This is a genomic window from Ramlibacter sp., from assembly GCF_028291745.1.
Classification (GTDB): Bacteria; Pseudomonadota; Gammaproteobacteria; order Burkholderiales; family Burkholderiaceae_C; genus Ramlibacter.
Genome location: NZ_JAQGNQ010000030.1, coordinates 16,461 through 29,136 on the forward strand (window position 1 = coordinate 16,461; position 12,676 = coordinate 29,136).

At 69.2% G+C, this 12,676-nt stretch carries 16 protein-coding genes; 1 reads left to right on the forward strand and 15 read right to left on the reverse strand.

Going from position 1 to position 12,676, the window contains the following annotated elements; genetic code table 11:
* Positions 1-129 precede the first annotated feature (129 nt).
* From JWP60_RS04980 to JWP60_RS05015, 8 genes are all read right to left on the reverse strand, one after another.
* Entirely contained in the window at positions 130-2,121 is a 1,992-nt protein-coding gene (locus tag JWP60_RS04980; RefSeq protein ID WP_299787172.1) for a response regulator, read from the reverse strand.
* Positions 2,118-2,990, reverse strand: a complete 873-nt coding sequence (locus JWP60_RS04985; RefSeq protein WP_299787175.1) for an ATP-binding protein — start codon at positions 2,988-2,990, stop codon at positions 2,118-2,120. The genes JWP60_RS04980 and JWP60_RS04985 overlap by 4 nt, the downstream gene beginning before the upstream one ends.
* Before the next feature lies 1 nt (position 2,991).
* A complete protein-coding gene (locus JWP60_RS04990; RefSeq protein ID WP_299787178.1) occupies positions 2,992-4,008 on the reverse strand; it encodes an ATP-binding protein in 1,017 nt (338 codons plus the stop codon).
* Positions 3,999-4,379, reverse strand: a complete 381-nt coding sequence (locus JWP60_RS04995) for an anti-sigma regulatory factor (protein WP_299787218.1) — start codon at positions 4,377-4,379, stop codon at positions 3,999-4,001. The genes JWP60_RS04990 and JWP60_RS04995 overlap by 10 nt, the downstream gene beginning before the upstream one ends.
* Positions 4,380-4,395: 16 nt before the next feature.
* On the reverse strand, positions 4,396-4,767 hold the full coding sequence (locus tag JWP60_RS05000; protein ID WP_299787181.1) for an STAS domain-containing protein: 372 nt from the start codon (positions 4,765-4,767) through the stop codon (positions 4,396-4,398).
* A gap of 9 nt (positions 4,768-4,776) precedes the next feature.
* Positions 4,777-5,628 carry an STAS domain-containing protein gene (locus JWP60_RS05005; RefSeq protein ID WP_299787184.1) on the reverse strand — a complete coding sequence of 284 codons (852 nt, stop codon included), beginning with the start codon at positions 5,626-5,628 and terminating at the stop codon, positions 4,777-4,779.
* A gap of 80 nt (positions 5,629-5,708) precedes the next feature.
* A complete protein-coding gene (locus tag JWP60_RS05010) occupies positions 5,709-6,374 on the reverse strand; it encodes an HAD family phosphatase (RefSeq protein WP_299787187.1) in 666 nt (221 codons plus the stop codon).
* The gene (locus JWP60_RS05015; protein ID WP_299787190.1) at positions 6,371-6,781 is read right to left on the reverse strand and encodes a YchJ family metal-binding protein; all 411 of its coding nucleotides are present in this window, start codon (positions 6,779-6,781) and stop codon (positions 6,371-6,373) included. The genes JWP60_RS05010 and JWP60_RS05015 overlap by 4 nt, the downstream gene beginning before the upstream one ends.
* 78 nt (positions 6,782-6,859) lie before the next feature.
* Between JWP60_RS05015 and JWP60_RS05020 the strand changes: the two genes are divergently transcribed.
* A complete protein-coding gene (locus JWP60_RS05020; RefSeq protein WP_299787193.1) occupies positions 6,860-7,276 on the forward strand; it encodes a hypothetical protein in 417 nt (138 codons plus the stop codon).
* Here JWP60_RS05020 and JWP60_RS05025 read toward each other — a convergent pair.
* From JWP60_RS05025 to JWP60_RS05055, 7 genes are all read right to left on the reverse strand, one after another.
* A complete protein-coding gene (locus JWP60_RS05025) occupies positions 7,273-8,400 on the reverse strand; it encodes an acyl-CoA dehydrogenase family protein (protein ID WP_299787196.1) in 1,128 nt (375 codons plus the stop codon). The genes JWP60_RS05020 and JWP60_RS05025 overlap by 4 nt on opposite strands.
* 13 nt (positions 8,401-8,413) lie before the next feature.
* On the reverse strand, positions 8,414-9,079 hold the full coding sequence (locus JWP60_RS05030) for an SDR family oxidoreductase (RefSeq protein WP_299787199.1): 666 nt from the start codon (positions 9,077-9,079) through the stop codon (positions 8,414-8,416).
* 118 nt (positions 9,080-9,197) lie between these two features.
* Positions 9,198-10,379: an acetyl-CoA C-acyltransferase gene (locus tag JWP60_RS05035; RefSeq protein WP_299787202.1), complete on the reverse strand. Its 1,182-nt coding sequence runs from the start codon at positions 10,377-10,379 to the stop codon at positions 9,198-9,200.
* A gap of 16 nt (positions 10,380-10,395) precedes the next feature.
* Positions 10,396-10,908, reverse strand: a complete 513-nt coding sequence (locus JWP60_RS05040; protein WP_299787205.1) for a hypothetical protein — start codon at positions 10,906-10,908, stop codon at positions 10,396-10,398.
* A complete protein-coding gene (locus tag JWP60_RS05045; protein ID WP_299787207.1) occupies positions 10,905-11,705 on the reverse strand; it encodes an alpha/beta hydrolase in 801 nt (266 codons plus the stop codon). Before JWP60_RS05045 ends, JWP60_RS05040 begins: the two co-directional genes overlap by 4 nt.
* Positions 11,706-11,732: 27 nt before the next feature.
* Positions 11,733-12,389, reverse strand: coding sequence for a carbonate dehydratase (gene can / locus JWP60_RS05050; protein ID WP_299787210.1), 657 nt, complete (start codon positions 12,387-12,389; stop codon positions 11,733-11,735).
* A gap of 27 nt (positions 12,390-12,416) precedes the next feature.
* On the reverse strand, positions 12,417-12,676 hold a 260-nt coding region (locus JWP60_RS05055; protein ID WP_299787213.1), incomplete at its 5' end, for an acyl-CoA dehydrogenase family protein.

Sequence of the window (12,676 nt, forward strand, 5' to 3'; positions counted from 1 at the left end):
GAACCCCGAATCGCGGCCCCGGCAGCGCCGCGACGCAGGCTGCAGGCGGCTTGTGCCGCACTGCTCAAGGCTTAAGCATGCCAGCCTCGGCGACGGTGCGCCGCCAACGCAAGCGACAACCGGTCGCCTTCAGGCCGCCGGGTCCGGTCGACAGCAGCGGGCAATGGCCTCCAGCAGCAGGTGGGGCTTGAGCGGCTTGGCCAGGTGCAGGTCGAAGCCGGCGGCCAGCGTCTTGCGCCTGTCCTCGTCGCGCGCGAACGCGGTGAGTGCGATCACGGGCAGGTGCGGGCTGCCACGCTCCGCTTCCAGTTGCCGCACCTGGCGCACCAGCTCGTAGCCATCGTGGCCGGGCAGGCCGATGTCGCTGACCAGCACGTCGGGCCAGGCCTGCTCCAGCGCCCGCAGGGCACCGTCGTAGTCGGGGGCGCTGCGCACCCGGGCGCCGCGGTCGGACAGCACCACCGTCATCATCTCGGTGGCCTCGCGGTCGTCCTCGATCACCAGCACGTCGAGTCCGTCGAGTGCGTCGCTGTCCTCGGACTCCGCTTCCGGGCCACCCTCGGTGTCGCCGATCTCCACGGTCAGCTGCTCGCCGGTGGGCTCGGCCGGCAGCTCCACCCGCATCCGGGTGCCCTGCCCCTCGCCGCCGCTGCTGGCGGCCACCTCGCCGCCATGCAGGTCGACCAGGTGCTTGACGATGGACAGCCCCAGCCCGAGACCGCCATGGCGCCGGTTGCCGGGCGAGTCGCTCTGCGTGAAGCGGTCGAACAGGTGCGGCAGGAAGGCGCTCTTGATCCCCTGGCCATAGTCCTGCACGTCCAGCACCAGCCGGTCGCCGTAGCGCTGGAGGGCCACGGTCACGCGGCCGCCCTCGGGCGAGAACTTGATGGCATTGGTCATCAGGTTCCAGAAGATCTGCTGGAAGCGCGCGGGGTCGATCCAGGCGGGGGCATGCGCGGCCTCCACCTCGGTGTCCACCTGGATGCGCCTCTCCTCGGTGCTGCCGGCCAGCGACTCCAGTGAACTGGTCACCAGTTCCGCGGGGTCGGCCCACTCGCGTTCCAGCCGCAGCTTGCCCGAGTTGATGCGCGACACATCGAGGATGTCCGAGATGATGCGCGCCTGCGTCTTCACGTTGCGCTCGATGGCCGCCAGCCCGCGCGCGCCTTCGGGTGTGCTGCCGCGCCGCTTGAGGATGTGGACCCAGCCGATGATCGCGTTGAGCGGCGTGCGCAGCTCGTGCGAGAGCACGGCGATGAAGTCGTCCTTGGTGCGGCTGTGGCGCTCCGCCTCTTGCCGCGCGGCCTGCTCGCGTTCGAGCACGTCGCGCCGGCGCTGCTCGAGCTCGAAGCGCTCGGACACGTCGTTGGCGATCGCGATGCGGGCCCCGGGCTCGACGTGCGAGGAGATGTTCCATTCCAGGTGCACCAGCCGGCCGGCGGCACCCACCAGCGGAAACTCGCCGCGCCAGGGGGGCCGGTCGGCCGCGGGGGTCGCAACTTGGTTGGCGACGAAGCCGCGCCATTCGGCCGGCGCGAACTCGCCCAGCGAGCGCCCGAGCAGGTCGTCGCGCGTGCGCCCGAGCAAGCCCAGCATGGCCGGGTTGGCGTCGGCGAAGCGTCCCTGCTCGTCGAGCAAGGCGATCCCGCTCTGCGCCTGGTCGTAGATGGCGCGAAAGCGCTGCTCGCTGCGGCGCATCTGGTCCTCGGCATTGCGCGCGCGGATCAGCGCCTGCAGCGTCGCCACCAGAACTGCCGGCTCCACCGGGTGCACCAGGTAGCCGTCGGCCCCGGCGTTGAGGCCCGTGATCCGGTCGGAGTCGCGGATGTATTCGGCCGAGAGATGCACCACCGGCAGCGCGGTGGTGGCGGGGTTGGCGCGGATCATCCGGCACACCTCGAAGCCGTCGATGTCGGGCAGGTGGACGTCCAGCACCACGGCCGACACGCCCTGCGCGACCAGGTCCAAGGCCTCGCCGCCGCTGCCCGCGTCGATGGTACGGAAGCCGGCGGCGCGGATCAGGCGGGCCGTCGAGTAACGGGTCGCCGGATTGTCATCCACCACCAGCACTGTGTGGACCGAGCGGTCGATGGTGGCATAGATGACGTCCGATTCGATCATTCCGGCTTGGCGCCCTGAAGCTGTACCGGTATCGTGACAGAAAACACCGAGCCCTTGCCGGCTTCGCTGTCCAGCCGCACGGTGCCGCCCAGCAGCAGCGCCAGCTTCTTGCTCAGCGACAGGCCGAGGCCGGTGCCGCGCAAGCGCCGCTGCAGGGGCGACTGCAGCTGCGAAAAATCCTGGAAGATCGACTGGTGGAATTCGGGCGCGATGCCGATCCCGCTGTCGGCGACCGAGAAAGTCACCATGCCCTCGCCGATGAACCGGGCGCTGACGCGCACTTCGCCCTTGGGCGTGAACTTCAGGGCGTTGGAGATGAAGTTGCGCAGGATCTGCGACAGCTTGCGGTCGTCGGTGTACAGCGTGGGCACGTCATGCGGCTCCTGGAACACGAGGCTCACCGCCGGATTGGTCAGCACCGGCTTGAACATGCCGCGCAATGCCGAGAACAGGTCGACCATCTCGAACCAGCCGGGCGAGATCTCCACGCGGCCGGCCTCCACCTTGGCCAGGTCGAGCAGGTCGTCGACCATCTCGGCGAACTCGATCGCGTTCTGCTGGATGAAGGAGACCTGCTTTTCCTGTTCCTCGGTCAGCGGCCCGTCGATGCGATCGAGCAGCAGCCGCGTGATGCTGCGCATCGAGTTGATCGGCGTGCGGAACTCGTGGCTCATGTAGGCCAGGAAGCGGCTCTTCAGGTCGTTGGCCTGGCGCAGTTGCTCGGCTTGCGTCTCGAGCTCGCCATAGAGTGCCACCACCCCGCGATTGGTCTCCTCCAGCTCCTTGCGCAGTTCCTCGGCCTCGCGCTGGCTCTGCGCCAGCCGCAGCGCGAGTTCCTCGGGAGATGCGCCTGCTTGCTCGGCGGCCATGTCAATCCTTGCGCCGCAGGACGGCGACGGTCGCATCATCGCGGCCCCGGCAATGATCGCGCACCAGCAGCGCCGCCGCCAGCGCCGGATCGCGTCCGAGCACCGGCGCCAGCAGCTCGGGCGGCCAGCGCGACCCGATGCCGTCGCTGAACACCACGAGCAGCGCGTGCGGGGGCCACGGCGTCTGCGTCTCGTCGATCGAGCGCACCGCGACGCCCGCGGTGCCGTGTTGCGTGAGGATGGTGCGGTCGGCCACGCCGGACACCAGGCGGGCCATGACGTTGCCGGCCCCGGCACTGCGGATGATGGCAGCAGCGGGATCGGCCTGCAGCACCATCACGGCGGCGCCGCGGGTGCCGCGCAGCGCGCTGTGCGTGGCCTCCAGCAGTTCGCGCGGCCCGGCCATGGGCTGCTCGGCGAAGGCGCGCAGAGCCGCCGTCGAGGCCTCGGCGGCGTCGGGTCCATGGCCCAGCCCGTCGGCCACCATGACGGCGGCGCGCTCGCCATCGAGCGCAAAGCACCAGCCGTCGCCGCAGACCTGCTCGCCGGGGGCGCGCAGGGACACGGCGCCCACGCAGGCGGCCAGCCCCTGGGCGGGCTCGGCCGCTTGCGCAGACCGCACGCGCGCCAGCACCACCGTCCCTCCGGGCATCGTGGAATGCACGTCGAAGTCCTGCGCCAGGCGGCGGACGGCGCCCAGGCCCGTGCCGGACGTGCCGCCGGTGGAAAAGCCGTCGCGCATCGAACGATCCACGTTGGCGATGCCGGGTCCCTCGTCGATCGACAGCACTTCGACTTCGCCGCGCCCCGGGCGCCCTGCCATCAGCAGGCGGCCGTGCGTGGCATGGCGCACGAGATTGGTGGCGAGCTCCGTCACCACGATCGCCAGCCGCCCCGCCGCGACTTCGTCGAGGTCGGCATCGACGCCCAGCTGCGCCGCATGGCGGCGCGCCTCGCCCACGCGGCTGGCCTCCTCCATCGGGAAGACTGCGTGGAAGCCGCCGAGGATTATTTCCACCGGGTGATGCTCACGCGGGTGCCCTGGCCAGGGGCGGAGTGCAGTTCAAAGTCGTGCACCAGGCGCCTGCTGCCCGGGAGGCCCAGGCCCATGCCGGCACCGGAGGTCCAGCCGTCGGTGAGGGCGAGCCTGGTATCGGGAATGCCGGGGCCGGTGTCCTCGAAATGCAGGCGCAGGCCGCGGCGCACGCCCTCTTCGAGCAGCTCCCAGCGCATGGCGCCGCCGCCGCCGTGCACCACGGTGTTGCGCGAGAGTTCGCTGGCGGCCGTGATCATCTTGGTCTGGTCCACCAGCGAGAACTTCAGCTGCTGCGCGAGCGCACGCACCTTCTGCCGGCTGGCGACGATGTCGGCTTCGGACCGCAAGGGCATCGAGCCGGAGTTGTCGTCAACGGGCAAGTGCCTTCTCCCCGGCCTGCGTCAGCAATTCCATGCCGCGCTCCACGTTGAGCGCCGTGCGTACGCCTTCCAGGGACAGACCGAGCTCGACCAGCGTGATCGCCACCGCCGGCTGCATGCCGACCACCACCGTGGTGGCATCGAGGATCCGCGAGATGCCGGAGATGCTGGCCAGCATGCGGCCGACGAAGGAGTCGACGATCTCGAGCGCCGAGATGTCGATCAGCACGCCCTTGGCGCCGCTCGTGGAAATCTTGTTGGCCAGGTCGTCCTGCAGCGCCAGCGCGGTCTGGTCCTGCATGTCCACCTGGATGGTGACCAGCAGGGTGCGACCCATCTGCAGGATCGGGATGCGATTCATGGCATCCCCTTAGCGCGTGCGCGTGATGACGAAACCCTGCTGCTCCATCGCCATCGCCAGCGCGTCGGCCAGCGAGGCCTTCGAGGCGATGCCGTGCAGGTCGATGCCCAGGTGCACGATGGTCTGCGCGATCTGCGGCCGGATGCCGCTGATGATGCATTCGGCTCCCATCAGGCGGATGGCGCTGACGGTCTTCAGCAGATGCTGTGCGACCAGCGTATCCACCGTGGGCACGCCGGTGATGTCGATGATCGCCAGCCGCGAGCCGGTGTCGACGATGCGCTGCAGCAGCGTCTCCATCACCACCTGGGTGCGGGCCGAATCGAGCGTGCCGATCATGGGCACGGCCAGCACGCCTTCGAACAGCTTGATCACCGGCGTGGAGAGCTCCAGCAGGTCCTGCTGCTGCCGCTTGATCAGCTCTTCGCGGGTCAGCTGGTAGCTGGTGACGGTCAGCTGCGCCATGCGATCGACCAGCGTCGACACCGTCCACACGGCGCCCATCTGGCGCTCGAGGGGCAGGTCGCGCTGGATGAGGGTGAACACCGGCCGCTTGAACGCGAGCACGAAGGCGCTGGTGTCGCCCGCCGACTGCCCTTGCGCCGCGCGGGAGCGCGAGAGCGCCTCCAGCGCCTGGCGCAGATCCGACCAGGCGGCTGTCTGCAGGTCGTCCGGATCCGCCCCGGCCTTGAAGGCGCTGCGCACCGCCTGCGCGAGTTCCTGCGCCTCGGAGCGCATGGCGCGCCGCCCGGCATCGGTGACGCGGCTCGATCCCGAGCCCGCCTCCTGCAGCCACTCGGTCATGATCTGTTCTTCGTGCTGGTCCAGGAGCTGGAGCACGGCCGCGGTTTCTTGGGTCATTGGGTGGGGCCGGAAAGGGGACCGCCATTATTGGCGTGCGGTTGAGCACGCGGTGTAGGAAGACGCCGACAAGCTTTCTTCTACAGCAAGTCGACCAATTTCTCCATGCCGGTGAAGATCACGGTCGCGCCGGCAGCGCGCAGCGCGGCGGGCACGTCGTGGCCTGCCTCCGGGGGGCTGTAGCCGAACACGGTCGCGCCAGCCGCGATCCCGGCGGTGACCCCGGTCACCGTGTCCTCGATCACCGCGCAACGTTCCGGCAGCACGCCCAGCGCCGTCATGGCGGCCAGGTAGACGTCCGGTGCGGGCTTGGAGCGCGGCATCTCGTGGCCGCTGAAAATCCGGCCATCGAAGAAGGGCAGCAGGCCGCACTTGGCCAGCTGCATCTCCACCTTCCAGCGGTCGGCGCCCGAGCAGCAGGCGATGCGGCCCTGGTAGCGATCGCTGATCGCGCTCACCGCCGGCACCGCGTGCGGGATGGCGGCCACGCGGGCGATCAGGCCTTCGTTGCGGCGCTCGCGAAAGCGCACGAACCATTCCTCGGTGAGCGGCTGGCCGGTGTGGCGCTCGATCAGCGCGCGTTCGTCCTTGACCGCCTTGCCGACGAAGATGCGCATGCACTCCTCACGGCTCAGGCTCCAGCCCAGTTCCTCCAGCATGTCCCGCAGCACCCCGTTGGTGATGCCCTCGCTGTCCACCAGCACGCCATCGCAATCGAACAGCACCGCATCGAATCGCCCGCTCACTCCACATCTCCATCCACATAGAACCAGCGGCCATCCTCGCACACGAAGCGGCTGCGCTCGTGCAGGCGGTGGGCGCGTCCCGCGTGGCGCGAGCGCGCGACGAACTCGACCTCGGCGTGCTGCGGGTCCAGCCGGCGGTGGGCGCGTACTTCCAGGCCCAGCCATCGGGTGCCCGGCTCGAAGGCGATCTCCGCCGGCCGCCGCGAGGGATGCCAGGTGGCAAGCAGGTAGGCCCGGTCCTCGAGCACGAAGGCCGTATAGCGAGAGCGCATCAGCGCTTGCGCATCGGGCGCGGGCTGGTGCGCGAAATCGGCAAGCCAGGCGCCGCAACAGCGCGCGAAGGGCAGCGGGCGGCGGCGGGCGTCGAGGCGCCCGCAGGGGCAGGGGCTGTCGGGTGGAAGGGACATGGTGGGGATGCGGCTCAGGCCGCAAGGACCTCTGCTTGTCGGCTAAAAGTAAGCATTGGCATCGTATATTCGTTGCCGATGCAATCAGTTCCCGAACCTGCCAAGACCCACCGCCTGCGGGTCGGCGGCCCCTTGCGCGTGCTGCTGGTCGTGGACAACGCGCAATTGCTGCTGCGCCTGTCCGAAGTGGTGCGCTCGATCGCCGGCCTGCAGCTGGCCGGCGCCTTCACCACGCCGCAGGACGTGGTGGACTGGACGGTGTGGGACCGCAGCGGCTGGCACATCTCCTTCGTCGACCTGGGGCTGAAGCAGGACGGCACGCGCCAGGTGGTGGCCCGCCTGCTGGAGGATCCGAAGCCCGGACGCCTGGTGGCCCTGGGCGATCACCTCTGGCGCGAAACGCGCGCCGAATGCGCGGCCATGGGGGTCCACGAGCTGCTGGAGAAAGGCGATGTCATCGCGTTTCGGGGCTACCTGGAGCAGCAGGTGCGTTAGAGCGCGCGCTGGATCAGGATCTTCTGCACGTCCGACGTGCCCTCGTAGATCTGGCACACCCGCACGTCGCGCCAGATCCGCTCCACCGGAAAGTCCTGCACGTAGCCATAGCCGCCCAGGGTCTGGATGGCGGCGCTGCAGACCTCTTCGGCGATCTCGCTGGCAAACAGCTTGGCCATGGCGGCTTCCTTCAGGCAGGGCTTGCCGGCATCGCGCAGCGTCGCCGCATGCCAGACCAACTGGCGCGCGGCCTCCAGCCGGGTGGCGCAGTCGGCCAGGCGGAAGCCCACGGCCTGGTGGTTGAAGATGGCCGTGCCGAAACTCTGGCGGTCCTTGGCGTACTGCAAGGCAACCTCGAAGGCGCTGCGCGCCATGCCGACGCTCTGCGCCGCGATGCCGATGCGGCCGCCTTCCAGCGCCGACAGCGCGATGCGGTAGCCCTCGCCCTCCTCGCCAATCAGGTTCTCCGCCGGAATGCGGCAGTCTTCGAACCGGATCTGCGCCGTGTCGCTGGAATGCTGGCCCACCTTGTCTTCCAGGCGCGCAACCACGTAGCCGGGCGTGTCGGTCGGCACCAGGAAGGCGCCCATGCCCCGCTTGCCCGCGCCCTTGTCGGTCACGGCGATCACCACGGCGAGCTGGCCGTTCTTGCCGCTGGTGATGAACTGCTTGACGCCGTTGATGACGTAGCCGCCGCCATCGCGAAGGGCCGTCGTGCGCAAGGCCGACGCATCGCTGCCCACATGCGGCTCGGTCAGGCAGAAGGCTCCCAGCAGTTCGCCACGCGCGAGCGGCGTGAGCCACTGCTGCTTCTGCGCCTCGCTGCCATAGCGCATCAGGATCGCGTTGACCGGGCAATTGGTGACGCTGATGGCGGTGCTGGTGCCACCGTCGCCGGCGGCGATTTCCTCCAGCACCAGCGCCAGGCTGAGGTAGTCGAGCCCGGCGCCGCCATAAGCCTCGGGCACGCAGATGCCGTAGGCGCCGAGCGCGGCCAGGCCCTGGTGCGCCTCGCGCGGGAAGACGTGCTCGCGGTCCCAGCGCGCGGCGTGCGGCCAGAGCTGCTCGCGCGCGAAGTCGCGCACGGCGTCGCGGATCATTTCCTGGTCGGGGTTCAGCAGCATCGTGGGGCTCGGGCTACCAGCCCTCGGCGCGGCGGCCGTCGTACGAGACGAAGGAGCCACGGTCGCCGGGGCCCAGGCCCGCAATGGTCTTGCGCATCGCCATGACGCTCTGTTGGGGAGTGAGCGGCGCCTCGCGCCCGCCCATGTCGGTCTGCACCCAGCCCGGGTGCATGGCGACGAAGATCGCCTCCGGGTAATCGGGCTGGGCGGCGACCACCGCCATGTTGAGGGCCGCCTTGCTGGCGCGGTACACCCAGCTGTGGCTGTTGTCGGTCGCGCCGATGCGGCCCATGTCGCTGCTGATGAAGACGAAGCGGCCGCCGGCCGCCTCGACCAGCGGCGCCAGCTGCGGGATCACCTGCATCGCGCCCAGCACGTTGGTGTGCATCACGCGATCGAAGTCGGCGCGCGCCGGCGGCTCGGTGGCGCCACCGCGCGCCATCGCGCCGGCAACGTACAGCGCGAGGGCTATCTTCTCGCCATCGAGCTGCCAGCCGAGCCCGCTGACGCTGGCCGGATCCGTGACATCGACCTTGAGGGCTTGCGCGCCCAGCTCCTGCAGGCGCGCGAGCCCCTCCGCGTCGCGCGCGCTGGCGATCACGCGCTCGCCCTGGGCGCGGTACTGGCGCACGAACTCGAGGCCGAGGCCGCGGGAGGCACCGAGGATGAGGATGGTCATGGTTGCGAGGGGATGGGAGAGATGGCTGTCATCCCGGCGTCGAGCCGGGATGACAGCGACAGCCTGGATTGCGGGTCAAGCCCGCAATGACATCCAACATGCGCAAGAGATCCGAAGGTCAAAGCAGTTCCAGCGCCACCGCCGTCCCCTCGCCCCCGCCGATGCACAGCGTCGCGATCCCGCGCTTGCCGCCGCGCGCCTTCAGCGCGTGCAGCAGCGTCACCATGATGCGGGCGCCCGAGGCGCCGATCGGGTGGCCGAGCGCGCAGGCGCCGCCGTTGACGTTGACGATGTCGTGGCTCACGGCCAGTTCCGTCATCAGCGCCATGGGCACCACGGCAAAGGCCTCGTTCACTTCCCACAGGTCCACGTCGGACGCCTTCCAGCCGGTCTTCGCCAGCAGCTTTTGGGTAGCGCCCACCGGTGCGGTGGTGAACCACTCCGGCTCCTGCGCGTGGGTCGAATGGGCGACGATGCGCGCGAGCGGCTTCACGCCCAGGCGCCTGGCCATGCTCTCGGTCATCATCACGAGAGCGGCCGCGCCGTCGTTGATCGACGAGGAGGATGCGGCCGTGATCGTGCCGTCCTTCTTGAAGGCGGGCTTCAGTTGCGGGATCTTGTCGAGCTTGACGCGGCCCGGGCCTTCGTCGATGGAGATCACGCTCTCGCCCGCGCGCGTCGTCACCGTCACGGGCGTGATCTCGGTGGCGAAGGCGCCGCTCTCCGTCGCCTTCTTGGCGCGCTGCACCGAGGAGGTGGCGAAGGCATCCTGCGCCTCGCGCGAGAACTTGTACTTCGCCGCGCATTCCTCGCCGAAGGTGCCCATGGAGCGGCCGGCCTGGTACGCGTCTTCCAGGCCATCGAGCATCATGTGGTCGTAGACCTTGTCGTGCCCCATCCGGTAGCCGCCGCGGCCCTTGAGCAGCAGGTAGGGCGCGTTGGTCATGCTCTCCATGCCGCCCGCCACCATGATCTCGTGCGTGCCGGCCAGCAGCATGTCGTGCGCGAACATCGCGGCCTTCATGCCGGAGCCGCACATCTTGGACAGCGTGACGGCGCCCGAACTCTTGGGCAGCCCTGCCTTGAATGCTGCCTGGCGCGCGGGCGCCTGGCCCTGGCCCGCCATCAGGCAGTTGCCCATCAGGACTTCGCCGACCGCGTCGCTGGAGATGCCGGCGCGTTCGACCGCCGCCTTGATCGCGGCGCCGCCGAGGTCGTGCGCGGACAGCGTGGAAAAGTCGCCCTGGAAGCCGCCCATGGGGGTGCGGGCGGCGCCGACGATGACAATGGATTCAGCCATGGTGTTCTCCTTGGATTCAAGCGGCCTGGGCGGCCGCGGGGATGTCGGGAATGGGCCCGCCTTCTTCCTCGGCGATGCGGACGATGTATTCGCGGAACTCGGGGTCCTCGCCATGCAGCAGCAGCGGCAGGGCGTGATGGAAATCCTTGCGCGTGCACCATTCGCGCATGTAGTCGTCCCAGCTGTTCCAGCGGCGTGCCTCCGTCTCGCTCATCTTGGGCTTGTAGGCGACCAGGTAGGCCCGCTCGAACAGCGAGATCAGCATATCGAAAATCACGAGCATGCGCTCCCGCTGCTCCGAGCTGGGGTCGACCAACGGGTCCTGGCTGCGCAGGTGCAGGTCGGGGTGCGCGAGCACCACCTTGAGGAAATCGTTGTACGCATTGGAGAGCAGCTGGTAGCCCTCTTCGTCCTCGTTGTCGCGCTCCTTGCGTTGCTCCCAGGCAAAGAACAGGATGGCGAAGGGCAGGCCGAGCGTCGTGACGACGAAGCTCGCCACCTCCCACCAGTCGTGCCACTCCTCGCTCATGGGCGGCTGCGGATGAACGCGGAGATGTCCTCCACCACCTGGTCCTCGATGCCGTTGAAGCCGTGATGGGAGAACGCATCGCAGGGCGCGCCGCGCGACTGGCCGCCGTTGAAGGTGTGCAGCGGTGTGCCCGGCGGCAGGTGCTTCAGCAACTCCGGCAGCAGAGCGGGCTTGCAGACGCCGCACGGATCCTGCTCGTGATGCACGACCAGCACCGGCATCTTCAAGCCCGTGAGGTCCATTTCGGTGAGCGGCGGCGCCGTGCTCTCGCCCAAGCTGGAATGCCCGAGGATGGTCGACGTGAGCACGATGCCGTCGGGCGCGCGCTCGCCCTGCAACTGCGTCGCGGCGGTCGCGGCCGAGTGCGTGCCGCGGCTCGTGCCAACGACCCAGACCTTCTTGCCATAGTGCGTGCGCGCCCAGGCGATGACGGCACCGAGGTCCGCGGCATGCTCGGCGCTGGCGCGGAAGTCGCCGCCCAGATACGGGGGCCGGGCGTGGTCGCTCGGCACATCGAGCACCAGCACGGCATGGCCACGATCGGCGAACAGCCCGCGCGAACGAACCAGGAAGTTGCGGTCACGGCGGATGTAGCCGTTGGCGGCGATATCGAGCTGGCCCGCGCCGCCGGAGATCAGGACGACCACCGATGCCGGGGACGCAGGCTCGATGGTGAGCATGCGCAGGGTGACCCCGGGTCGCGTCGGCAGGTCGACGACTTGCGGCGTCTGCGCTTGCGCGCTGCTTGCGCCCAGGCCGACGAGGAGTGCCGTGGCCACCGATGCCAGCCTCTTCATGCGCTCACCTCCTGATCGTCGGCTGGTTCAAGTGCGCTTGCGGATCACGCCTTCGACCGCCGCACGGTACATCGGCTCAATGGCTTCGCTGCTGTTCACGGTCATGCCCAGGTCCTGCAACAGGCCGTCGTGCACGCCGAAGGCCCAGCCGTGGATGCGCACCGGCTGGCCCTTGGCCCAGGCATCGACCATCACCGTGCTGACGCACAGGTTCACCACCTGCTCGATGACGTTCAGGTCGACCAGCGCGTCGCCGCGCTGCTCCGGCGCCGTGTTCTCGAGAATGCCGCGGTGGCGATCGCGCACGTCCTGGATGTGGCGGATCCAGTTGTCGGCCAGGCCGATCCGCGAGCCGTTGAGCGCGGCCAGCACGCCGCCGCAGCCGTAGTGGCCCACCACCATGATGTCCTGCACCTTCAGCATGTCCACCGCGAACTGCACGGTAGAGAGTGCATTGAGGTCGGAGTGGACGATGATGTTCGCCACGTTGCGATGCACGAACACCTCGCCCGGCTCCAGCCCGGTGATCTGGTTGGCCGGCACGCGGCTGTCGGAGCAGCCGATCCACATGAACCGGGGCGTCTGCTGCTTGACCAGGCGGCTGAAGAAGCCCGGCCGCGTGTTCTCCATCTCGGCGGCCCAGGCGCGGTTGTGGGAGAAGAGGTCCTGGATGGTCAATGGCATGGCGGCTATTGTCGTCCTGCGCCGGGCCTACATCGTCTCGGCAAACAACTCCCGCCCGATCAGCATGCGGCGGATCTCGCTGGTGCCGGCGCCGATCTCGTACAGCTTGGCGTCCCGCAGCAGCCGTCCGGTGGGGTAGTCGTTGATGTAGCCGTTGCCGCCCAGGCACTGGATCGCCTCCAGCGCCATCCAGGTCGCCCGTTCGGCGGCGTACAGGATCGCGCCGGCCGCGTCCTTGCGGCTGGTCTCGCCGCGGTCGCAGGCCTTCGCCACCGCGTAAACGTAGG